The 21,538-nt window shown below is 64.7% G+C and carries 20 protein-coding genes and 1 riboswitch; of the genes, 16 read left to right on the top strand and 4 right to left on the bottom strand.

What is annotated here, in order from left to right:
* Positions 1-2: 2 nt before the first annotated feature.
* Positions 3-1,928 carry a beta-galactosidase gene (locus WJ542_RS19730; RefSeq protein WP_411191127.1) on the bottom strand — a complete coding sequence of 642 codons (1,926 nt, stop codon included), beginning with the start codon at positions 1,926-1,928 and terminating at the stop codon, positions 3-5.
* Between the two features lie 172 nt (positions 1,929-2,100).
* On the opposite strand from WJ542_RS19730, the gene WJ542_RS19725 reads away from it, so the two are divergent.
* The 7 genes from WJ542_RS19725 (at position 2,101) to hutG (ending at position 9,799) form a co-directional block, all read left to right on the top strand.
* Positions 2,101-2,757, top strand: a complete 657-nt coding sequence (locus tag WJ542_RS19725; RefSeq protein WP_411191125.1) for a peroxiredoxin — start codon at positions 2,101-2,103, stop codon at positions 2,755-2,757.
* Between the two features lie 123 nt (positions 2,758-2,880).
* Positions 2,881-3,594, top strand: a complete 714-nt coding sequence (hutC, locus tag WJ542_RS19720; RefSeq protein WP_411191124.1) for a histidine utilization transcriptional repressor HutC — start codon at positions 2,881-2,883, stop codon at positions 3,592-3,594.
* A gap of 382 nt (positions 3,595-3,976) precedes the next feature.
* On the top strand, positions 3,977-5,665 hold the full coding sequence (gene hutU / locus WJ542_RS19715) for a urocanate hydratase (protein ID WP_411191123.1): 1,689 nt from the start codon (positions 3,977-3,979) through the stop codon (positions 5,663-5,665).
* The gene (locus tag WJ542_RS19710; RefSeq protein WP_411191122.1) at positions 5,662-6,327 is read left to right on the top strand and encodes a HutD/Ves family protein; all 666 of its coding nucleotides are present in this window, start codon (positions 5,662-5,664) and stop codon (positions 6,325-6,327) included. The genes hutU and WJ542_RS19710 overlap by 4 nt, the downstream gene beginning before the upstream one ends.
* A complete protein-coding gene (gene hutI / locus WJ542_RS19705) occupies positions 6,324-7,547 on the top strand; it encodes an imidazolonepropionase (protein ID WP_411191121.1) in 1,224 nt (407 codons plus the stop codon). Before WJ542_RS19710 ends, hutI begins: the two co-directional genes overlap by 4 nt.
* Positions 7,548-7,555: 8 nt before the next feature.
* Positions 7,556-8,962 (top strand): formimidoylglutamate deiminase, encoded by a 1,407-nt coding sequence (locus tag WJ542_RS19700; RefSeq protein ID WP_411191120.1) that lies wholly within the window; start codon positions 7,556-7,558, stop codon positions 8,960-8,962.
* Positions 8,963-8,992: 30 nt separating this feature from the next.
* Entirely contained in the window at positions 8,993-9,799 is an 807-nt protein-coding gene (gene hutG, locus WJ542_RS19695) for an N-formylglutamate deformylase (RefSeq protein WP_411191119.1), read from the top strand.
* 47 nt (positions 9,800-9,846) lie between these two features.
* Here hutG and WJ542_RS19690 read toward each other — a convergent pair whose 3' ends face one another.
* Positions 9,847-10,629 carry a DeoR/GlpR family DNA-binding transcription regulator gene (locus tag WJ542_RS19690; RefSeq protein WP_411191118.1) on the bottom strand — a complete coding sequence of 261 codons (783 nt, stop codon included), beginning with the start codon at positions 10,627-10,629 and terminating at the stop codon, positions 9,847-9,849.
* Between the two features lie 258 nt (positions 10,630-10,887).
* Here WJ542_RS19690 and WJ542_RS19685 point away from each other — a divergent pair, with 258 nt between their 5' ends.
* The 9 genes from WJ542_RS19685 to WJ542_RS19645 all read left to right on the top strand — a co-directional run bounded on the left by WJ542_RS19685 (position 10,888) and on the right by WJ542_RS19645 (position 20,207).
* Positions 10,888-11,679, top strand: coding sequence for a transketolase (locus WJ542_RS19685; RefSeq protein ID WP_411191116.1), 792 nt, complete (start codon positions 10,888-10,890; stop codon positions 11,677-11,679).
* A complete protein-coding gene (locus WJ542_RS19680) occupies positions 11,672-12,613 on the top strand; it encodes a transketolase family protein (RefSeq protein ID WP_411191115.1) in 942 nt (313 codons plus the stop codon). The genes WJ542_RS19685 and WJ542_RS19680 overlap by 8 nt, the downstream gene beginning before the upstream one ends.
* 46 nt (positions 12,614-12,659) lie before the next feature.
* Positions 12,660-13,457: a GolD/DthD family dehydrogenase gene (locus tag WJ542_RS19675; RefSeq protein WP_411191114.1), complete on the top strand. Its 798-nt coding sequence runs from the start codon at positions 12,660-12,662 to the stop codon at positions 13,455-13,457.
* Positions 13,458-13,545: 88 nt separating this feature from the next.
* Complete coding sequence (locus tag WJ542_RS19670) at positions 13,546-14,493, top strand: D-ribose ABC transporter substrate-binding protein (protein WP_411191113.1); 948 nt, start codon at positions 13,546-13,548, stop codon at positions 14,491-14,493.
* Positions 14,494-14,563: 70 nt separating this feature from the next.
* Complete coding sequence (locus WJ542_RS19665; protein WP_411191112.1) at positions 14,564-15,223, top strand: DUF2291 family protein; 660 nt, start codon at positions 14,564-14,566, stop codon at positions 15,221-15,223.
* Complete coding sequence (locus tag WJ542_RS19660; RefSeq protein WP_411191110.1) at positions 15,220-16,782, top strand: sugar ABC transporter ATP-binding protein; 1,563 nt, start codon at positions 15,220-15,222, stop codon at positions 16,780-16,782. The genes WJ542_RS19665 and WJ542_RS19660 overlap by 4 nt, the downstream gene beginning before the upstream one ends.
* 19 nt (positions 16,783-16,801) lie before the next feature.
* Positions 16,802-17,884: an ABC transporter permease gene (locus WJ542_RS19655; RefSeq protein WP_411191109.1), complete on the top strand. Its 1,083-nt coding sequence runs from the start codon at positions 16,802-16,804 to the stop codon at positions 17,882-17,884.
* A gap of 33 nt (positions 17,885-17,917) precedes the next feature.
* Positions 17,918-19,387 carry an FGGY family carbohydrate kinase gene (locus tag WJ542_RS19650; RefSeq protein ID WP_411191108.1) on the top strand — a complete coding sequence of 490 codons (1,470 nt, stop codon included), beginning with the start codon at positions 17,918-17,920 and terminating at the stop codon, positions 19,385-19,387.
* A gap of 25 nt (positions 19,388-19,412) precedes the next feature.
* Positions 19,413-20,207 (top strand): glucose 1-dehydrogenase, encoded by a 795-nt coding sequence (locus WJ542_RS19645; protein WP_411191107.1) that lies wholly within the window; start codon positions 19,413-19,415, stop codon positions 20,205-20,207.
* A 106-nt stretch (positions 20,208-20,313) separates the two neighbouring features.
* Here the strand turns inward: WJ542_RS19645 and WJ542_RS19640 are convergent, their stop codons facing one another.
* Both WJ542_RS19640 and WJ542_RS19635 read right to left on the bottom strand, forming a co-directional pair.
* Positions 20,314-20,820 (bottom strand): 6,7-dimethyl-8-ribityllumazine synthase, encoded by a 507-nt coding sequence (locus WJ542_RS19640; RefSeq protein WP_411191106.1) that lies wholly within the window; start codon positions 20,818-20,820, stop codon positions 20,314-20,316.
* A 73-nt stretch (positions 20,821-20,893) separates the two neighbouring features.
* Positions 20,894-21,060: riboswitch (FMN riboswitch) on the bottom strand.
* A 114-nt stretch (positions 21,061-21,174) separates the two neighbouring features.
* Entirely contained in the window at positions 21,175-21,471 is a 297-nt protein-coding gene (locus WJ542_RS19635; protein WP_411191105.1) for a hypothetical protein, read from the bottom strand.
* Positions 21,472-21,538 lie beyond the last annotated feature (67 nt).

Below are 21,538 nucleotides of genomic sequence, written 5' to 3'. Positions count from 1 at the left end.
ATTCAGTTCAACGTACGTTCGAGTGCAACCGGCATCGGTTCGAGCTGGTGTAGATCGAAGATCGTGATGGCGTTCTCGCCCGCCACGAGCCACGGGGCCGGGCAAAAGAGGCGCTGCTGCGGACCGACGCGCCAGTAGCGCCCGAGCGCATGCCCGTTGACCCAGACGAGCCCCTTGGTCCAGTGCTGCATGTCGAGGTAGGTGTCGGCGGGCGCGTTCCCGTCCAGTTGCAGCGTTGCCCGATAGAACCGTCCTGGCTTTGCCGCGTTGCGTTGCGTCGTGGCGGCAGCCGGCAACTGCGCGACGTAATCGCGATCCATCGGCAGCAGCGTGACGTCCCAGCCGGTCAGAACGCGGCGCCTGCCCGCGCGATCGTGTAGCGCGACTTCGCCAATCAGGCCTTTGCGGTCCGCCAGTTCGGGGCCGTAGTTCACGCGGCCCATGCCTTCCACGAGGATTTCGAGCAGCACGCTGCCGTTCGTATCGGGCTCCGCGGGCGGCAAGGCGAGCGTTGCGCCGTGAACCAGTCCCAGCTCGCGCGCGAATGCCTCCTGCACGCGAGCGCGCGAGAGCGCGCCCACATAGCGTCCGCCTATGAATACCGTTGCGTAGTCATGGACCGCATCGATCGACAGCACGCCGCCGTCGTCATGATCGAGCCGCTTCCGGTAGAGCACGAATCCATACGAAAGGCCGTAGTGCTCGAACGGCAGCGCAGCGTTGCCGGGTTCGAGCGCGAGCGGCGCGGGCAGGTTGTCCCACAGCGAGGCCCAGGGAGCGGGACGCAGGGCATCGGCACCGCTGCGCGAGAAGGTGGGGATCGGCGCGGGAACGGTGGGCAGCGGCTGTGTGGGCGGTGTGGACGGCAGATACGACGCGATGATGTGCCGGTACGCATGGAACTTCGCGGTCGCCACGCCTTGCTCGCTGATCGGCGCTGCGTAGTCGTAGCTCGTGATGTCGGGCTGGTAATCCCGCGTTTGCGGATCCACGTTCGCGCCGGCATGGAACCCGAAGTTCGTGCCGCCGTGGATGACGTAGAGATTGAACGAGAGTTGCTCCCGCATGAAGGCGTGCAGCGTCGCGCAAAGATCGACGGCCGTTCCCTGCAGCGCCGGCTCGCCCCAGTGCGTGAGCCAGCCCGGGTAAACCTCGCCGGCCATGACGGGCACGCCGGCATACGCCTTGCGCGCCTGTGCGATCTGTTCCGCGTTGCCGTTGCTGAGCGCAATCGCGCCGCCGGACACGTTCGAGCGGTTCTGCTGCAGTTGCATGAGCCCGTCCTCGGTGTAGAACGGGCCGCCGATGCCGTTTTGCCGCCATAGCGCGCAGAGCGCTTCGAGATACGTCGGGTTGTGCGCATACGAGCCAAATTCGTTCTCGATCTGGATCATCAGGATCGGACCGCCATTCGCGATCAAGAGCGGCGTGACGCGACGCGCGAGTTCGGCGAGGTAGCGCGAGACGGCCTGCAAGTAGCGCGGATCTGCCGAGCGCAGCCGGATATCGGGGATGGCCAGCAGCCACGGCGGCAGGCCGCCCAGGTCCCATTCGGCGCACACGTACGGCCCTGGGCGCAGCAGCACCCAAAGTTCTTCCTGCCGGCACAGGCGGATGAATGCTTCGATGTCGCGGTTCTCGCTCGCGAAGTCGAAGACACCGGGCTGTGCCTCGTGGTAATTCCACATCACGTACAGGGCGATGGTGTTCATGCCCATTGCTTTGGCCATACGAATGCGGTGCGCCCAGTAGGCGCGTGGAATGCGCGCGGGATGTAGTTCGCCGCTGCGGATCTGGAATGGCTCGCCGCGCAGCAGAAAATCGCGGCCGTCGGCGCTGAACCGGAAATCCGCGGAGGGGGCGAGAGGCGGCGCGAGACCTGTGAGCCCGCTCACTCTCCCGAGTCGTTTCGCAGAACGATGTTTCATAACGTTTTCAGCTCCGAACGCGGCGCCCGGGACAAACGATAGCAGGGCGGCCTATAGCTTGTAATGCCGCCTGTAATGCCTGTAACCCGGCGCGCGATGTCTACAATGCAACAGCAAGGCACGCTTGCGCGAGGCGCGCCTCGCGCCCTCAATGCCCAACTGGAGGCTTGATATGACGATTCGTCTAGGTGAAGACGCACCCGATTTCACGGCGGAAACGACCGAAGGCACGATCCGCTTTCACGAATGGATTGGCGATCACTGGGCCATTCTGTTTTCCCACCCGAAGGACTTCACGCCCGTGTGCACCACGGAGCTTGGCTATATGGCGCGCCTGAAGCCCGAATTCGACCGCCGCAACACGCGCATCATCGGGCTAAGCATCGATCCGGTGAGCGATCACCGCAACTGGGTCAAAGATATCGAGGAAACCCAGGGCGCGGCCATCAACTATCCGCTCATCGGCGACGCCGATCTCACGGTCGCGAAGCTCTACGACATGATTCACCCGAGCGCGAGCGGCGGCGGTCCCCGCACCGCGGCCGACAATGCCACCGTGCGTTCGGTGTTCATCGTCGGACCCGACAAGAAGGTCAAGGCCATGCTCGTCTATCCGATGAGCGCGGGACGCAATTTCGACGAAGTATTGCGCCTGCTCGACGCATTGCAGATGAATGCGCAGCACACGGTCGCGACGCCGGTGAACTGGAAGCCGGGCGACGAAGTGATCATCCCGCCCTCGGTTTCGGACGAGGCCGCGAAAGCGAAGTATCCGCAAGGGTTCAGAACGTTGAAGCCCTACCTGCGCTACGTCGCGCAGCCGAAGTGAGCCGGGGCGGGCCATCCGGAACGGTACGGGGAGGCACGGCCGCGCGGCGACGGTAAAATGAGGGCCGGCTGGATCCGGTCGGCCGCTCATCTGCCCTCATTTGCCTTTGCCCAGAACGAACCCATGCAAAACAAACTGGCCCGCAGCACCGCGTTGCCCGCCTACGAACAGATCAAGCGTTACGTCCTCGAGCAGATCGAAAAGGGCGCCTGGCGCCCGGGGGACGTCGTGCCCTCGGAAACGGAGATGGTCAAGGAATTCGGCGTGGCGCGCATGACGGTCTCGCGGGCGCTGCGCGAGTTGATGGCCGAAGGCGTGCTGAACCGGGTGCGCGGATCGGGCACGTACGTGGCGCCGCGGCAGTACGAATCGACGGTGCTGCAGATCCGCAATATCGCCGACGAGATCGCCGCACGCGGCCACCACCATACGGCGCGCATCCTCTCGCTGGAGGAGAGCGACGATCCGCAGGCGCTCGCCGCCCTCGAAGTCGAATCGGGGCCGGTATTCCATTCGCGCATCGTACACAGCGAAGAGGGCGAGCCGATCCAGTACGAGGACCGTTACGTGAATCCGGCGGTGTTTCCGCTGTATCTCCAGCAGGACTTCATGCAGGAGACGCCGACGCACTACATGGTGCGCGTCGCGCCCGTGCAGCGCGCCGAGTTCCGCATCTACGCGCAGAAGCCCGAGGCGCGCGTGCGACAGTACCTCGAAATGGAGATTGGCGAGCCTTGCCTGCTGCTGATCCGGCGCACCTGGGTGGGCCCGCATGTGGCGACCTCGGTGCGGCTGTGGCATCCGTCGTCGCGCTTTCATCTCGCCGGGACCGTCTGAGTCCTTCGGGTCCTTTGGGTTCTCCGGGCCCGCATCCGTTCTTTCCCGCTTCGAGCGGCGCGCCGGCCTGGGCAGGCGGGCGTCGCCGCTTTCTGTTCAGGCGCGCACGAGATGCCGCGCGAGCTTCTACTTGATGAGTTCATTTGGGCTGCGTTGACTAGTCAACATGCCAATGAATACGCGTGCGTGTCCCGTCAGTAATCGCTCGTCTATTTAGGGAAATCATTCAGGGTAATCCCCTACGAGAAATCTCTATAAACGAGTTGTATATACAACTTGGTGGCGTTAGACTGGGTCCACGTTGCAACACCAGACTTGCGGCCGTGTGATTCCGCGCTGGCGTTGCCCTCAGCACCGACTCACCTCGTTACGCACCGACGCCATGAACAATCCGAAATTTGCCGATCCCCGCCTCGATCCCACCCGCACGATCCGCGCGCCGCGCGGCAGTGAGAAGGTCTGCAAGACCTGGCTGGCCGAGGCGGCCTACCGGATGATCCAGAACAATCTCGATCCGGAAGTCGCCGAGCATCCGCACGCGCTCGTGGTGTACGGCGGCATTGGCCGCGCCGCGCGCAACTGGGAATGCTTCGACCAGATTCTCGCGTCGCTGAAGGACCTGAACGAGGACGAGACGCTGCTGATCCAGTCGGGCAAGCCGGTGGGCGTGTTCCGCACGCACGCGGACGCGCCGCGCGTGCTGCTCGCGAACTCCAATCTCGTGCCGCACTGGGCCACGTGGGAGCATTTCCACGAACTGGACCGCAAGGGCCTCATGATGTACGGCCAGATGACGGCGGGCAGCTGGATCTACATCGGCTCGCAGGGCATCGTTCAGGGTACCTACGAAACGTTCTACTCGGTGGCGAACCAGCACTTCAACGGCAACCCGAAGGGCCGCTGGATCCTCACGGGCGGACTGGGCGGCATGGGCGGCGCACAGCCGCTCGCGGCGACCATGGCGGGCTTTTCGATGATCGCGGTGGAATGCGACGAGACGCGCATCGACTTCCGCCTGAAGACGCGCTACGTGGACCGCAAGGCGAAGACGCTGGACGAGGCGCTCGCCATCGTCGAGGAAGCGAAGCAGACCGGCAGGCCGGTTTCGGTGGGCCTGCTCGGCAACGCGGCGGACGTGTTCGCGGAGATCGTGGCGCGCGGCATCGTGCCGGACTGCGTGACGGACCAGACCAGCGCGCATGACCCGATCCACGGCTACCTGCCGCAGGGCTGGACGGTCGAACAGTGGCGCGAGGCGCAGAAGGTGGCGCCGGAGAGCATCGTCCAGGCCGCGAAGGCATCGATGGCCCAGCAGGTGCGCGCGATGCTCACGCTGCAGGCGCGCGGCGCGGCGACGCTCGACTACGGCAACAACATCCGCCAGATGGCGCTGGAGATGGGCGTCGAAAACGCCTTCGACTTCCCGGGTTTCGTACCGGCGTATATCCGCCCGCTGTTCTGCGAGGGCAAGGGGCCGTTCCGCTGGGTGGCGCTCTCGGGCGATCCTGAGGATATCTACAAGACCGACGCGAAGGTGAAGGAGCTGATCCCCGACGATCCGCACCTGCATAACTGGCTGGACATGGCGCGCGAGCGCATTGCGTTCCAGGGGCTGCCGGCGCGGATCTGCTGGGTGGGGGTGAAGGACCGCTATCGTCTGGGCCAGGCGTTCAACGAGATGGTGAAGAACGGGGAGCTGAAGGCGCCGATCGTGATCGGCCGCGATCACCTCGACACGGGTTCGGTGGCGAGCCCGAATCGCGAGACGGAAGCGATGAAGGACGGTTCGGACGCGGTGAGCGACTGGCCGCTGCTCAACGCACTGCTGAACACGGCGGGGGGCGCGTCGTGGGTGTCGCTGCATCACGGCGGCGGCGTGGGCATGGGCTTCTCGCAGCACTCGGGCGTGGTGATCGTGGCGGACGGCACGGCGGCGGCGCACGAGCGTCTGGGCCGGGTGCTGCACAACGACCCGGCGACGGGGGTGATGCGCCATGCGGACGCCGGCTACGAACTCGCGCAGCAGACCGCGCGCGAGGCGGGCCTGAAGCTGCCGATGCTCGGCCGATGAGCGGCGCGCACGCATTGCAGGGTGACACGCGCGTCGCGCTTCTGCGTGGTGCGGACCTGGTGGCGTCGCCGTGGAAGAACGGCGGCGGCGTCACGCGCGAGATCGCGGCGGCGTCTGCCGGCGCGGTGGTGGTCGGTTCGGCGCCCGCCGGCGGGGCGGGTGCCGGGCTCGACGCCTTTGCATGGCGCGTGAGTGTGGCCGACGTTGCGCAAGCCGGCCCGTTCTCGCGCTTCGAGGACGTGGACCGCACGCTGGTGCTGCTCGAAGGCGCGGGCATGCTGCTCGACGAGGCCGGACCGGCCGCGCGCACGCATGCGCTTACGCAACCGCTGGACGTTGCGCGCTTCGCGGGCGAAGCGGCGATCGAGGCGCGGCTCGTGGACGGGCCCACGCGCGATTTCAATCTGATGGTGCGCCGTGGCGCGGCGTGCGGCACGCTCGACGTGTGGCGCACGGCAACGGAGCATCGCTTCACGGCGCAGACAGTGTTGCTGTACTGCGCGCGTGGGCACGTCGAGGCGCGAGTCGATAACGCCGAGCCAGTGACGCTTGCAGCCGGTGACACGCTGCGCATCGACGCGGTACAACCCATCGACATCGAAACGCAGGGCGAAGGCGCGGTGCTGGCCATCGCACTCGATACACAACGAAGCACCCCATGAAACAGACTCTCTGGCACAACCTCAAGCTGTGCGCGCAGGGCGACCCGCGCGAGACGCTCGACGACGCGGCCATCGCCGTCGAGGACGGCAGGATCGCCTGGCTCGGCACCGCCGCGCAGGTGCCTGCGCACCATGCCGCGTGGCCGCGCGAGGATCTCGGCGGCGCGTGGGTCACGCCGGGCCTCGTCGATTGCCACACTCATCTCGTCTACGGCGGCCAGCGCGCGGACGAATTCGCGCAGCGGCTCGCGGGCGCGAGCTACGAGGAGATCGCGCGCCAGGGCGGCGGCATCGTTTCGACCGTGCGCGCAACGCGCGCCGCGAGCGAGGACGAACTGTTCGCGCAGTCGGCCGCGCGCCTCGAACCGCTGCTGGCGGAAGGCGTGACCGCCGTGGAGATCAAGTCGGGCTATGGCCTCGAACTCGCGGCCGAGCGCAAGATGCTGCGCGTGGCGCGGCGCCTCGGCGAACGTTATCCCGTGACCGTGCGCACGACCTTCCTCGGCGCCCACGCGTTGCCGCCGGAGTTCGCGGGGCGCGCGGACGCCTATATCGACGCAGTCTGCGAGCACATGCTCCCCGCCCTCGCCGACGAGGGCCTCGTCGACGCCGTCGACGTGTTCTGCGAGCGCATCGGCTTCTCGCTTGCGCAGAGCGAGCGCGTGTTCGAGGCCGCGGCGCGGCGCAACCTGCCCGTCAAGATGCACGCGGAGCAGCTTTCGAACAGCGGCGGCACGGCGCTGGCGGCCCGCTGCGGCGCCTTGTCCGCCGACCATCTGGAGTTTCTGGACGAAGCGGGCGTAGCCGCCATGAAAGCCGCGGGCACCGTGGCCGTGCTGCTGCCGGGCGCCTACTACTTCATCCGCGAAACGCAGTTGCCCCCTCTCGAACTCCTGCGGCGCCATGAGGTGCCCATTGCGATCTCGACCGACAGCAACCCGGGCACGTCGCCCACGACCTCGCTGCTGCTCATGATGAACATGGCGAGCACGCTGTTCCGCATGACCGTGCCCGAGGTGCTGCTGGGCGTAACGCAACACGCGGCGCGCGCATTCGGCGACAGCGAACGGCACGGCACGCTGGCGGCGGGCCGTCCCGCCGACTTCGCGGTCTGGCGCGTGCAATCGCTCGCGGAGCTGGCCTACTGGATCGGACGCCCGCTGTGCGAGCGGGTCGTGCGTGCCGGCGAGACCGTCTTCGAGCGCCGTCCGAACGCATGAACTCCATCATGACCCTGAATCCGACTTCACGCGCGCTCTTCGCGGCGCACGCGTATCTGCCCGGCGGCTGGCGCCGCAACGTCCTGCTCGAATGGGACGAAACGGGCACCTTGCGTGCCGTTACGCCCGATCTCGTGCAGGCGCCCGAGGGCGTGACGCACGCGGCCGGTCCGCTGCTGCCTGGCATGCCTAATCTTCATTCGCATGCGTTCCAGCGTGCGATGGCGGGCCTGACCGAATATCGCGCGAACCCCACCGACAGTTTCTGGAGCTGGCGCGACCTGATGTACCGTTTCGCGGCGCGCATCACGCCCGACGACCTGGGAGCGATCGCGCACTGGCTCTATGCGGAGATGCTGAAAGCGGGCTACACGTCCGTCTGCGAATTCCATTACGTCCATCACGCCGAGGACGGCCGCCGGTACGGCAACCCCGCGGAGCTGGCGCAGCGCGTGGTGGATGCGGCGGGCGAGACCGGCATCGGCATGACGATGCTGCCTGTGCTCTATCAGTACAGCGGCTTCGGCGCGCAGCCTTCGCGCGACGACCAGCGGCGTTTCATCAATACGCCTGAGCAACTGCTCGCGCTCATCGATACGCTGCGAACCGCACGGCCCGAGCACGGCGCGCTGCGCTATGGCGTGGCGCCGCACTCGCTGCGAGCCGTTTCGCAGGCCTCGCTGCGCGCGATGCTGGAAGGGCTCGACGCCATGCTGCCCGGCGCGCCGGTGCATATCCACATTGCGGAGCAGACGGCCGAAGTGGAAGCTTGCCTCGCGACCGAGGGCGCGCGTCCCGTAGCATGGCTGCTGGAGCGCTTCGACGTGAACGCGCGCTGGTGCCTCGTGCATGCCACGCACGTCGACCCGGCCGAGACCGGCGCGCTCGCGAAGAGCGGGGCGGTTGCGGGGCTCTGCCTCACGACCGAGGCCAATCTCGGCGACGGCATTTTCCCTGCGCACGACTATCTCGACGCGGGCGGTGCGTTCGGCATCGGCTCCGATAGCCACATCGGCGTGGACTGGCGCGCCGAACTGCGTCTGCTCGAATACGGCCAGCGGCTCGTGCGGCGCCAGCGCAACGTGCTCGCGTCGCCGCAGACGGTGCAGGTCGCCGACCGCCTGTTCGCAGGCGCGCTCGCGGGCGGCGCCCGTGCCACGGGGCGCAGCACGGGTGCGCTGGTCGAGGGCGCGCGCGCGGACTGGATCGTGCTCGATCCGCAGCACCCGAACCTCGCGGAGCAGGCCGTCGGTACGTGGCTTTCGTCGGCCGTGTTCTGCGAGCATGGCGAGACGCCCGTGCTCGACGTATACGCGGGCGGCGAACGCGTGGTGAAGCAGCGTCGCCACTGTCACGAAGACCGCCTGTATGCGGATTACCGCAAGGCGCTTGCGCGTCTGCTGTCCAACGCCTGAGCCGATCCGCCCTTCCGATTTCGACGAACCATGACCGACCTCTATACGCTCGAACGCGGCACCGCGCCGCTGCTGATTTCGATTCCCCATCTCGGCACGCGGATTCCCGACGCGCTGCGTGATCAGTACACCGATATTGCCCTGACCGTCGCGGATACCGACTGGCATCTCGACCGTCTCTACGCGTTCGCGAAGGAACTGGGCGCGACGATACTCGGTGCGCGCGTGTCGCGCTATGTGATCGACCTGAACCGCCCGCCGAACGACGAGAGCCTCTATCCGGGGCAGACGACCACGTCGCTGTGCCCGACCGAAACTTTTCGCGGCGAGCCTATCTATCGCGAGGGTTGCGCGCCCGATGCGGCGGAGCGCGAACGCCGCGTGGCGACGTACTGGCAGCCGTATCACGACACCTTGCGCGCGGAACTGCAGCGCCTGCGCGCGCAGCATGCAAACGTGCTGCTGTGGGAAGCGCATTCGATTGCGAGCGTGCTGCCGCGGCTCTTCGAGAACAAGCTGCCGGACCTGAACCTCGGCACGCAGGACGGGCGCACGGCGGCTCCGGACGTGCAGGCGGCCGCTGTCGACGCGGCGGCGGCGAGCGCGTATACGTGGGTGGCGAACGGGCGCTTCAAGGGCGGCTACATCACGCGCCACTTCGGCGCGCCGCGGGACGGCGTGCATGCCATCCAGCTCGAAATGTGCCAGTCGGCCTATATGAACGAGACCGCGCCGTTCGACTATGCACCGGCGCTGGCGGACAAGGTGCAGCCCGTGCTGCGCGAAATGGTGGGCGGCGCGCTGGACGCCGTGCAGGCGCTCAACGCCGCGAAATAGACGTACCGCAAGACGTACGGCGCAACGCTGCCCAGACCGCGTGCGCCTCAGCTCCCTGCTGCCTCGGCATAAATGATTTCGATGCCGAGGCGTTGCAGCCAGGCGGCGTGCTCCGCGCTCAATCCCCTGTCGGTCACGAGGAAGTCGACCCGGTCCATCGCGCCGAAGGTCGCAAACTCCCGCTTGCCGAACTTCTTCGAATCGGCCAATAGCCAGACCGTCTTTGCCGCATCGATCATCGCGCGCTTGACGTGCAGGTCGATGAAGTCCGGATAGGAAATGCCGGACTCGATCGAGACGCCGCCGGCCGCCAGAAATAGCTTGTCGACGAACATGCCTTCAAAGAAAGTCGACGCCTTTTCGCCGGAAACCGCGATCGTCTCCGGTTTGAAGATGCCCCCTGTGAGCATGACGCGATTGGTCGGCTCCGCGCCCAGCAGAATCGCAATGTTCAGCGCGTTGGTCACGATACGCAGGTTCTGCCGCTCCAGCAGATTCTTCGCGAGTTCCGTGGTGGTCGCGCCGCAGTCGAGAATGACGGAGTCGCCGTTTTCGATGAGGCCGGCCGCCATGCGTCCGATCTGCGCCTTTTCCTCGCTGGTCGGAAGAATGTGGGCGTCGTAGGGGCGACGCGCCGTTGGGGCAGGCTCGGACTTCAGGCGCACATTGCCATGCACGCGCTCGACCCGGCCGAGGCGTTGCAGTTCGTCGATGTCCTTCCGGATGGTCGGCATGGATACGCCAAATTCGTTCGAAAGCTCGGAGAGCTTGACGAGCCTTGCGGCCTGCACCCTTTCGAGAATCTTTTCTGTTCTGGTCCTTTGATCCATTCCCATTTCCCCGCAAACCGCCAAGGTTGGCGGGCATTAGACATTGCAGGCTGTATTTTGCCCGATTCGGACGCCCGGCGGCGCTCCCTGGTATTTTCCCTGTTTCTTTTAATTTCTCTTTGACTTTCTAAAGAAAGAAAAGGAAGCTACGATTCAAGCAAACAGGAAGCCCGGGAGCAGGGAATGGAAAATCCCTTCAAGCAGTCCGGCGAGGCGCTTCACCGGCGCGCGCAGGAGATCCGCAAGAAGATCTGTGTCATGAACGCGGCGGCGAAGAGCGGCCATACGGGCGGGGACATGTCCGAGGCGGACATTCTGGCTGCGCTGTACTTCCACGTGCTGCGCTATGAAGTCAACGCGAACCGGGACGGCAACGGCGCCGTCACCTGGCATGACGAATTTATTCTCAGCAAGGGTCATGGCGTGGGCGGTCTCTACTCGTGTTTCGCGGAACTGGGCTGGCTCGAGGAGCGCGAGTTGCTGTCCTATCTGCGGGACGATTCTCGGTTGCCGGGTCATCCGGTCCGCCAGAAGCTGCCTGGCTGGGTGACGGTCAACACGGGCGGTCTCGGCCACGGCCTGCCCATCGCGGCCGGTCTTGCGATGGCGAAACAGCGCCATGCGGCGCGCACCGAAGGCGTGCCGGGCCGGGTCTTCGTGCTGACGGGCGACGGCGAGCTCGAAGAGGGTTCCAACTGGGAAGCCGCCATGTCGGCGGCGCACTTCGAGGTCGCCAACCTCGTCGCGATCGTCGACCGCAATCGTCTGCAACTGGCGGACTTCACGCACAACATCATGGATCTCGATCCGCTCGACGAGAAGTTTCGGGCTTTCGGTTTCGAAGTTCACGACGTCAATGGAAACGATTCTGACGCTATTTGGAAACTAATAGAAAGTCTGGATTACAAAAATAGAAAGCCCAAGGTGGTGATCGCCCATACGGTCAAGGGGCGCGGCGTCTCGTTCATGGAGAACGTTCCCGCCTGGCACCACAAGTTTCCGGACGAAGAACAACTGAAGCAGGCATTGAAGGAGCTGGACCATGCGTAACTTCGCGGATCTGCGCGACGGTGCGGTGAGCGCGTTGAGCCGTCTGACCGAAGAGGGGCAAGACATTGTCGTGATGGTGGCCGATTCCACTTCGACCGCGAAGATCGCGCCTTTCCTCGACCGCTACCCGGAGCGCGTGATCAACGTTGGCATTGCCGAGCAAAACATGGTCGGCATGGCTGCCGGCCTCGCGCTGGGCGGGCATGTCGTCTTTACGGCGAATGCCGCACCGTTTCTTGTGGGACGCGCCAACGAGCAGGTCAAGAACGACATTTGCTACAGCGCCACCAACGTGAAGATGCTCGGGCTCAACGCGGGCGTGGCCTATGGGCCGCTTGCCTCCACCCACCACGCGATCGACGACATTTCGATCATGAGCGGCTTTGGCAACGTGCAGATCTTTGCGCCGTGCGACGAGGTGGAAGTCGTGCAGATGATCGACTACGCAGCGGCGATGGAGGGGCCGGTCTACATCCGCCTCGACAACGCGAAGTTTCCCGTCGTGCACGACGCCACGTACCGGTTCGAGCCGGGCCGTCCCGACGTGCTGATTCAGGGCAGCGGCGTGGCGGTGATCGCGCTCGGGTCGGTGGTGGGCGAAGCGCTCGACGCTTGCGAGCAACTGCAGCAGGACGATATCCATCCGACGCTCGTGAATCTTTCGTCGCTGCGCCCGCTCGATCAGGATGCCCTGGCGTCGATCGTCGAGCGCCACGACGCGGTGGTGACTGTGGAAGAGCACTCGCTGCACGGCGGCGTGGGCGCGACGGTCGCGCTCCTGATGGCGCGGCGCCAGATCCACCGCCGCCTGACCACGCTGGGCGTGACCGAAGGCGAGTTCGCACGCTACGGCACGCGCAAGGGAATTCGCCGCCACTACGGCATCGACGCAGAGGGCATCGTAGCGGCCGTGCGCGCCCAGCTCGCGCGCTGAAAGCGCGGCGGCAGGCGCACCAGGCCCTATCACGGAGACAGACAGGATGAGCATTCAGTACGACATGACGCTGCGTCACGGCGTCGATTTCGATTTTCGGCTGGACGGCAAGGTGGCGGTCGTGACCGGCGGCCTTGGCGGCATCGCCATGGCCACGAACGCCGCGTTGATCGCGAAGGGCGTGCGCGTCGCCATCTTCTACCCGAGCTTCGAGGCGCCGCGCGTGCAGGCCGCGATCGAAGAACTGGGGGCGCAGAACGCGAAGGCTTTTGCCTGCGACGTCGCCAGCGAGGCCGACGTCGAACGCGCCATGCAGGCGGCCATTGCCCATTTCGGCGATCTGCATCTGCTCGTCAACGCGGCGGGCTGCATTACGCTCACGCCGGCCGAGGCGATCGGCTTCGACGAGTGGCAGAAGCAGATTGGCGTCAATCTCACCGGACCGTTTCTCTGCGCGAAGCATTTCGCCCGTCACGTGCTCGCGAGCGGGCACGGCGGCAAGATCGTCAATATTGCCTCGCAGGCCGCGACCGTCGCGATCGACCAGCATTGTGCCTACACCTCGGCCAAAGCCGGATTGATCGGGATGACGAAGGTTCTCGCGAAAGAGTGGGCCGGCCGCGGCATCACCGTCAATACCGTTTCGCCCACCGTCGTGCTGACGCCCATGGGTGCGGCGGCCTGGGAAGGCGAGAAGGGCGAAGCCATGAAAAAGCTGATTCCGGTGGGCCGCTTCGCCTATACCGACGAGATTGCCGCCGCCATTCTGTTCCTGCTCTCGAACGGCGCGGACATGATCACCGGCGCCGACATCATGATCGACGGCGGTTACACCATTTGCTGAGTTCGTTGTGCTCGTGCGGCCTTCGCGGTGGCGGGGGCCGTTTGTTTCATCTTCATCGAAGAAATAGAAAGTGAACCCGGAGACAAACATGTGGAAGAAGCTTGCAGTCACGGCAGCGGTTGCCGCGTCTTTCGTGATGGCCCTGCAGCCGGCCGATGCGCTGGCAGCCGGTAAAGGCACGATCGCGATTCTCGTGAACGCGCTCGATAATCCGTACTACGCCGCGGAAGCGAAGGGGGCGGACACGGAAGCGAAGAAGCTTGGCTACGACACCATCGTGCTGTCGCATGGCGAGGACGTCAACAAGCAGAACGAACTGGTCAATCTCGTGATCGGCAAGGGCGTGAAGGGCATCATCCTGGATAACGCGGATTCGAACAGCAGCGTTGCCACGGTGCGCACCGCGCAGGAAAAGCATGTGCCGGTGGTGCTGATCAACCGCGAGATCCCGAAGGACGGCATCGCCATCGCACAGCTCAGCCATAACAATCTGCAGGCCGGCACCGAGGTTGCGCAGCGCTTTGTCGACACGATCGGCGAGAAGGGCGAATACGTGGAACTGACCTGCAACCTTGCGGACAAGAACTGCGTGACGCGCTCGCAGGCCTTCCACCAGGTGCTGGACCAGTATCCGGACCTGAAGATGGTCGCGCGCCAGGACGCGAAGGGTGCGCTGCTGCCGGGCAAGCAGGCGATGGATTCGATTCTGCAGGAGCACCCGCATATCAAGGGCGTGATCTGCGGTAACGGTCCCGTCGCGCTCGGCGCCATCGCCTCGCTCGATTCGGCGGGCCGCAGCGACGTGGTCGTGATGGGTATCGACGGCAGCAACGACGAGCGCGATTCGGTTCTGGCGGGCAAGCTCAAGGCGACCGTCATGCTGCAGGCGCAGACGATCGCCATTCATGGCGTCGACCTGCTCGACCGCTATATTCGTACCGGCAAGACCGGCGAGCCCGAGCGTCAGTTGTTCCGCGGCATCCTGATCACGAAGGACAATGCCTCGAAGGTGAACGACTTCTACTACACCAAGTAACGGTCTTTGGGTGTGCTACGGGCGCGCCGCCGGCACCGCGCGCCCGTGGAAGTCTTCAAGTGAGGTCGTCATGGTTTCATCCCTTAGCGCTTTGCGCTCCTCTGTTTTCATCGCGGCGATTGGCGCGCTGGTGCTGCTGGAAATCGTCTCGGCCGGAGGCTGCCACGTCGTGACCGATCAGGAGCTGGCCGCGATTCGCAGCCAGGGCCAGCATCACGGCCCCGATCCGGCGAAGATCTTCAGCGAGCAGGTGATCCCTTACGCGGAAAAGAACGCGAAGCCGGCGGCGCAGGTTATCGGCGCGCTCAGCCAGAATTTCGACGACGCGTGCAAGCAGTACGGCTTTCGCCAGAGTGCCGCGTTTCCGTGCAACTTCTGGATACGCGTGCAGGGCAAGGTCACGCGCATCGACACCGCCTCGCGCGTGGGCAAGGCCTATGTGGACGTGAGCCCGCCGGGCGGCGGCGACGCGATACACGTGGCGCTGGAAACGGGGCCCGTCGTGATCGGCACGGGCGTGCGCGACGGCTTCCCCGGCGTGAAATACAGCGACTTCGACGATCAGACGCGCTTTGCCGCCTTCGGCCAGGCGCTCAACAAGCTCGTGGTGGCCCGTGCGGAGCAGTCGCTCAAGCTCCAGGTGGGCGAGAGCGTGGACGTGGCGGCCGTCTACAGCGGCTGGAGCGAACCTTCCGGCGAAATTCGCGCGATACCGGTGGCCTGGAAATGAACGCATTGCAAGGGATCAACCCGGGGATCAACCCGGGGACGAACTCCGCGAACGTCATCGAGACGCGCGGGCTCTCGAAGATCTATCCCGGCACCGCGGCGCTCGTGGAGGTGGATTACAAGGTGCGCCGCGGCAAGGTCAACGTGCTGATCGGCGAGAACGGCGCGGGAAAATCCACCTTGATGAAGCTGCTTGCCGGCGCCGAGACGGCGACTTCCGGCGAGATCCGCATCGACGGCGCCGTGGCGCAGATCAGCGACGTGCGCAGCGCCGAAGCGCACGGCGTGGGCATCATTTTCCAGGAACTGAATCTCTTTCCCGACATGAGCGTGGCGGAGAACATCTTCGCCGGCAACGAGCCGACGCGCGCGGGCGTGATACGCGGCAAGGACGAGAACCGGCAGGCCAAGGCGCTGCTCGATCGTCTGCAGATTCCTATCCCTCCGCGCACGCGTCTTGGCGACCTCTATGTCGGCCAGCAGCAGCTCGTGGAGATCGCGAAGGCGCTCTCGAAGCACATCAAGGTGCTCATCATGGATGAGCCCACCTCGGCGCTGTCGCGCAACGAGGTTGAAATCCTCTTCAAAATCATTCGCCAGCTCAAGGACGAGGGCGTGACGGTGATCTATATCTCGCATCGTCTCGAAGAGATCATGGCGATCGGCGACTGCATCACGGTGCTGCGCAACGGGCGGCTCGTGGCGGAAGACGATATCGCCCGGATCGACATTCCGTGGATCATCGAAGCCATGGTCGGCTCGTCGAAGAAGCGCTTCGCTTTCGAGCAGCACAAGATCGGCGCCGAAGTTCTGAAGGTGACGGACCTCGCGCTCAAGCGGCCGAACGGCATCTATGCGGTCGATCATGTGTCTTTCTCGGTGCGCGCCGGCGAGGTGATCGGCATCTACGGGCTGATGGGCGCCGGGCGCACCGAACTGCTCGAATCGCTGCTGGGCGCGCAGCCGCTCGCACTGGGCGAAATCGAGCTGGCCGGCAAAGCCATTGAAGACCTGCCGATTCCCGGGCGCATCGAAGCCGGCATCGCGCTCGTGCCCGAGGACCGGCAGAAGCAGGGCATGGTGCAGCTCATGTCGATACTCGAAAACATGACACTCTCGAGTCTCGGCAAATTCGCAAGCCGCTTCGCGCTGGGCGCACTCAGGCGCGAGCGGCAGGTGGAGGCCGCCAACGATATCGTCAAGCGCCTCGCGATTAAGGCCGCTTCGGTCGATGCGCCCATCACGTCGCTATCGGGCGGCAACATGCAGAAGGTGGTGATCGGCAAGGCGCTGCTCACCGCGCCGAAAGTACTCCTGATGGATGAGCCTACGCGCGGCATCGACGTCGGCGCGAAAGAAGACGTCTACAAGACCATCAGCCTGCTCGCGCAATCGGGTATTGCCGTCATCTACGCCACTTCCGAGCTGGACGAGGCAATGGCCGTTTCCAATCGTGTCTTCGTGATGGCCAGCGGGAAGCTCACGGCCGTCCTGGAACGCTCCCAGTTCGACAGCGAGCGCATCGTGCGCGCGTCGACACCCGATACCGCCGTGGTTTGAGGCAACCGAGGTCAACACCATGAATACTCCCAACAGCAGCAATCCATCGCTGCACCCGGCTCACGCGAAGCACAACCGGCAAGGCGCCTACAGGGCTTCGCGCATCGCGGTGAACCTGCTCAAGCTGCGCATTTTCATCGCGCTCTTCGCGATCATCATCGTGTTCTCGATCACGGCGGACAATTTCCTCTCGACGGGCAACCTGCTGATCATGGCCAAGCACGTGACGATCGTCGCGATTCTCTCCATCGGCATGACGCTCGTGATCCTCACGGGCGGGATCGATCTCTCGGTTGGCTCCATCGTGGGCATCAGCGGTATGGCCGCCGGCTATCTGCTGCTGGAGGGCGTCCACGTTGGCCATTACGTCGTGTTCTTCAATCCGTGGGGCGTCGCCTTGCTTGCCTGCGTACTGGGTGCGCTGATCGGTGCGGTGAACGGCTATCTGATCACCGCGCTCAACGTGGCGCCGTTCATTGCGACGCTCGGCATGCTTTACGTGGTGCGCGGCGCGGCGCTGCTCGTCAACAACGGCAGCACCTATGCCGATCTGGAGGGTAATGCGGCGCTCGGCAACACGGGCTTCGAGTTCATCGGCAATGGTACGATTCTGGGGCTTTCCACGCCGGTGTGGATCATGCTGCTGCTGGCGGCGGTGACTATCTTCATCGCGCGCAAGACGCCGCTTGGCCGGCGCATTTACGCCATCGGCGGCAACGAGCAGGCCGCGCGCTTTTCCGGCATCCGCACGCATCGCGTGAAACTCTTCGTCTATATGTTTTCGGGCTTCTGTGCCGCGATTGTCGGCCTTGTCATTACCGCGCAGTTGCAGACCGCTCACCCGCTGACCGGCGAGACCTTCGAGCTGAACGCGATCGCCGCCGTGGTGCTGGGCGGCACAGCGCTGATGGGCGGGCGCGGCACGGTGTTCGGTTCGGTCGTGGGCGCCTGCGTCATCAGCATTCTCGGCGACGGCATGGTCATGTGCGGGATCAGCGACTTCTGGCAGATGGTGATCAAGGGTCTCGTGATCATCTTCGCCGTCGTCATCGACCAGTTGCAGCAGCGCCTGCAGTCGCGCATGGTTTCGTTGACCGCGTGAGCCGGCACGCAGCCCTCCTCAGTGGAATGTCACATGCAATACGTTCTGGCCATCGATCAGGGAACCAGCGGCACGAAGGCGCTAGTTTTCGACGCTCACGGGCAGGTTCATGCGCGCGGGTTTGCCGCCGTGCCGTGCACGCATCCACGCACGGGTTTTGTCGAGCAGGATCCTGACGCACTCTACGAATCGGTGCTGAAGTCGGTTGCGATGTGTCTCGCCGAATTTGCGGGCGAGACTCGCGAGATCGCGGGTATCGGCATTTCGAACCAGCGCGAAACGGTGGTGCTGTGGGACGCGGAAGGCAAGCCCATCGCGCCGGCCGTGTCGTGGCAATGCCAGCGCTCGCTCGCGATCTGCGAGCGTCTGAAGCGAGACGGCCTGGCGGATATGATCGCCGCAAGGACCGGACTCCTGATCGATCCGTATTTCTCGGGCACCAAGCTCATCTGGCTCAACGAGAACGACGAGCGCGTGCGCGCGCAAATGGCGGCGGGCAACGCGCGCTTCGGAACGGTCGATAGCTGGCTGCTCTATCGCTTGACGAAGGGGGCGGCGTACTGCACCGACTATACGAACGCGTCGCGCACGATGTTGTTCAACCTCGGGTCGCGCGAATGGGATCGCGAGCTGATCGCGGCGTTCGGCTTGCAGGGCCTGCGTCTGCCCGAACTCAAGCCGTCTGCCGCGTATTTCGGGGCGACCGATTTCGATGGCCTGCTGGCGCAGCCCATCCCGATCGTTTCGATGATCGGCGATTCGCACGCAGCCGCTGTGGGCGAAGGATGCCTGATGCCGGGCGTCGCGAAGGCCACCATGGGCACGGGTTCGTCGATCATGATGAACGTGGGCAGCCAGCCGCAGACGGCGGCGCAGGGTCTTGTCTCGACCTTGTGCTTTGCCACGGCGGCGCGCGTGGATTATGCGCTGGAGGGCATCATCATCAGCGCCGGGTCCACGCCTGCCTTCCTGAAGGAGAAGCTGCGCCTGTTCGACGATTTCGCTGAGGCCGAAGCGGCGTTCACCGAATGCGACAACGGCGGCGTGTTCGTGATTCCGGCGTTTTCCGGCATCGGCTGCCCGCACTGGAAGTATCCGGGTGGAGCCCAGATTGTCGGGCTCAGCTTCTCTTCGTCGTGGCGGAACGTGGTGCGAGCGGCCTACGAATCGATCGTGTACCAGATCAAGGACGTGATCACGGTGATGGAGCGGGCCTCGAATATTCCGCTGCGCGAACTGCATCTGGATGGCGGCCTCGTGCAGCGTCCCTTCCTGCTGCAATATCTCGCGGATACCTTGAACCGTCCGGTCAGCACGCTGGCGCTGAGCGAGATTTCGGCTGCGGGGGCTGCCGCGCTGGCATCGCTCGAAGCCGGACTGATCGCTTCGCTCGATGCCTGGGCGGCAAAGCGGGTGGTCGCGCGGCGCGTGGAGCCCGGCAACGGCGTGCAGGCCGCGGCGCAGAATCACGCGCAATGGCTGCAGTGGATTGGACGTCTTTAAATCGATGGTGACAGGAGAGTGCAACGTGGTCTACGAAGCAAAGCGGTTCGTCAACAAGGTCGTGGTCGTGACAGGCGGCAGCCGGGGTATCGGGCTCGGTATCGCGGAGCGCTTTGCGCAGGAAGGCGCGAAGGTGTGCGTATCGGCCAACGAGAAGAGCGTGCACGACGCGGCGGCGCACCTGCGCGAAGCGGGCTTCGACGCGATCGCCGTCGAAGCGGACGTGACGCAGAAGGCAGAAGTCGTCGCGCTCTATGACGAAGTGGCCGCGAAGCTCGGCGAGGTCGATATCTCCGTGCAGAACGCGGGCGTGATCACCATTGCCAGGCTGGAGGATCTGAGCGAAGCGGAATGGGACAAGGTGTTGGCCGTCAACACGAAGGGCGTGTTCCTGTGCTGCCAGGAAGCGGCGACGCGCATGCTGCGCGCAGGCAAGGCCGGGCGGCTCATCAATACGGCGTCGGGCCAGGCGCGCCAGGGTTTCGTCTATACGCCGCACTACGCGGCCAGCAAGTTCGGCGTGGTGGGTATCACGCAGAGCCTCGCCAAAGAACTGGCGCCTACGGGCATCACCGTGAACGCGTTCTGCCCGGGCATCATCAGCACGGACATGTGGGCCTACAACGACGAAGCCTGGGGCAAGCTGCTCGGCGACTACAAGCCGGGCGAACTCATGGCCGAATGGGTCGAGAACATTCCGATGAAGCGCGCGGGAACCGGCAAGGACGTGGCCGGGCTCGTGTCGTTCCTGGCCTCCGACGATGCCGCGTATATCACGGGGCAGACCATCAACGTCGATGGCGGCATGTTCATGTCGTGACTATGCGATGGAGCGCACCGCGCAGGCGCGTACGCTCCGAGGCTGACCGCTGGCTACGCAACGAAGGTAGCCGGCAGTCAGCAGGACTGCTTGCGAAACGCGTGACTTAGCGCGTCGACACCGGCAGCGCAGCCAGCTTGCTCACCGTGTCCGCACACGCATGAGCGGCTTCGGCGCCCTTCACGAGGAAGTGCTCGCGGAAAAAGCCCGTATGTTCGTCGCCATGGTGGAAGTGGTGCGGCGTGAGCACGGCGGAGAACACGGGCACGCCGGTTTCGAGCTGCACCTGCATCAGGCCGTTGATGACGGCCTGAGCGACGAATTCATGGCGGTAGATACCGCCGTCGACGACGAGGCCGGCGGCCACGACCGCGGCATAACGGCCGCTTTGTGCCAGCCGTTTCGCGTGCAGCGGAATTTCGAAGGCGCCAGGCACCTCGAACAGGTCGATGTCTTCGGTGACATAGCCGTACTTCTGGATGGCCTGCAGGAAGGAGGTTTTGCACTGGTCGACGATATCGCGGTGCCAGCAGGCCTGGACGAACGCGATGCGAGGACGGTTGCCGGCGGAGGAAGCGACTGCTTGAGTTTCGATGGAAGTAGTGGTGTTCATGGACTTCAGCCTGTTTGTGTGAACAGGGCGTAGGACGGCCAGCGTCCTCGCACGCAGCGAAGGACGCAAACCGTCCCGTTCTCTTTCATCCGGACTATACCGTCGGCCCCGGAATCCAACCGGGTCTGCTGACCTCCGCCATCGCGCGAAGCGGGTTGCGATGGCGGAGCGCTCGCGGGCTACGCCGTGTCAAAGGCGATTACCGCCGGTGGGGAATTGCACCCCGCCCCGAGAACATGTTCTTGACGAACGCATGAACGGTATCACGAATCTCGAAATTGTGCATAGCCGCATACGGAAAGACCGCAGTTCCGAAGCGGGAATTGAAGATCGGCCGCCGTGGGTTTTCTCGCGTTACTGCAGCGCGCCCTCGTGCCGTGGGAGGGCCGGAGAAACGACGAGCGCGATGCTGCCGCCGTCCATGGATTCCTGCTCCATCACGTCGCAATCGATCGTATCGACCTCGATCCGACCATTCTCCACCGCGATGGCGACCTTGCCATGGGGTTCGAAGATCATGTTGGTGATAAAGCGGTTTGCCGTTACGGTGCGACTGACCTTCAAGAGCGCAAGGGCGTTGACGAAGACCATGCCAATCGGCTTCGGGGTTTCGGTTCGCTCGTTGCGGCTGTCTGACTGCTGTCCTTCCATTCGATCACTCCATATTGTCCGGGGAGGCCGGTTTCCGGCTCCATCGTAAAGCCCGGGCAGGGAACCA

The sequence above is a fragment of the Paraburkholderia yinzeri genome, assembly GCF_046581065.1.
Taxonomy (GTDB): domain Bacteria; phylum Pseudomonadota; class Gammaproteobacteria; order Burkholderiales; family Burkholderiaceae; genus Paraburkholderia.
Note: the sequence above shows the minus strand (reverse complement) of the source record. Positions and strands in the feature narration are given on the sequence as shown.

Bases quoted from the DNA above. Each gene is read 5' to 3' on its own strand.
- WJ542_RS19730 (WP_411191127.1), bottom strand. From the start codon at position 1,928: ATGAAACATCGTTCTGCGAAACGACTCGGGAGAGTGAGCGGGCTCACA.
- WJ542_RS19725 (WP_411191125.1), top strand. From the start codon at position 2,101: ATGACGATTCGTCTAGGTGAAGACGCACCCGATTTCACGGCGGAAACG.
- hutC (WP_411191124.1), top strand. From the start codon at position 2,881: ATGCAAAACAAACTGGCCCGCAGCACCGCGTTGCCCGCCTACGAACAG.
- hutU (WP_411191123.1), top strand. From the start codon at position 3,977: ATGAACAATCCGAAATTTGCCGATCCCCGCCTCGATCCCACCCGCACG.
- WJ542_RS19710 (WP_411191122.1), top strand. From the start codon at position 5,662: ATGAGCGGCGCGCACGCATTGCAGGGTGACACGCGCGTCGCGCTTCTG.
- hutI (WP_411191121.1), top strand. From the start codon at position 6,324: ATGAAACAGACTCTCTGGCACAACCTCAAGCTGTGCGCGCAGGGCGAC.
- WJ542_RS19700 (WP_411191120.1), top strand. From the start codon at position 7,556: ATGACCCTGAATCCGACTTCACGCGCGCTCTTCGCGGCGCACGCGTAT.
- hutG (WP_411191119.1), top strand. From the start codon at position 8,993: ATGACCGACCTCTATACGCTCGAACGCGGCACCGCGCCGCTGCTGATT.
- WJ542_RS19690 (WP_411191118.1), bottom strand. From the start codon at position 10,629: ATGGATCAAAGGACCAGAACAGAAAAGATTCTCGAAAGGGTGCAGGCC.
- WJ542_RS19685 (WP_411191116.1), top strand. From the start codon at position 10,888: ATGAACGCGGCGGCGAAGAGCGGCCATACGGGCGGGGACATGTCCGAG.
- WJ542_RS19680 (WP_411191115.1), top strand. From the start codon at position 11,672: ATGCGTAACTTCGCGGATCTGCGCGACGGTGCGGTGAGCGCGTTGAGC.
- WJ542_RS19675 (WP_411191114.1), top strand. From the start codon at position 12,660: ATGAGCATTCAGTACGACATGACGCTGCGTCACGGCGTCGATTTCGAT.
- WJ542_RS19670 (WP_411191113.1), top strand. From the start codon at position 13,546: ATGTGGAAGAAGCTTGCAGTCACGGCAGCGGTTGCCGCGTCTTTCGTG.
- WJ542_RS19665 (WP_411191112.1), top strand. From the start codon at position 14,564: ATGGTTTCATCCCTTAGCGCTTTGCGCTCCTCTGTTTTCATCGCGGCG.
- WJ542_RS19660 (WP_411191110.1), top strand. From the start codon at position 15,220: ATGAACGCATTGCAAGGGATCAACCCGGGGATCAACCCGGGGACGAAC.
- WJ542_RS19655 (WP_411191109.1), top strand. From the start codon at position 16,802: ATGAATACTCCCAACAGCAGCAATCCATCGCTGCACCCGGCTCACGCG.
- WJ542_RS19650 (WP_411191108.1), top strand. From the start codon at position 17,918: ATGCAATACGTTCTGGCCATCGATCAGGGAACCAGCGGCACGAAGGCG.
- WJ542_RS19640 (WP_411191106.1), bottom strand. From the start codon at position 20,820: ATGAACACCACTACTTCCATCGAAACTCAAGCAGTCGCTTCCTCCGCC.
- WJ542_RS19635 (WP_411191105.1), bottom strand. From the start codon at position 21,471: ATGGAAGGACAGCAGTCAGACAGCCGCAACGAGCGAACCGAAACCCCG.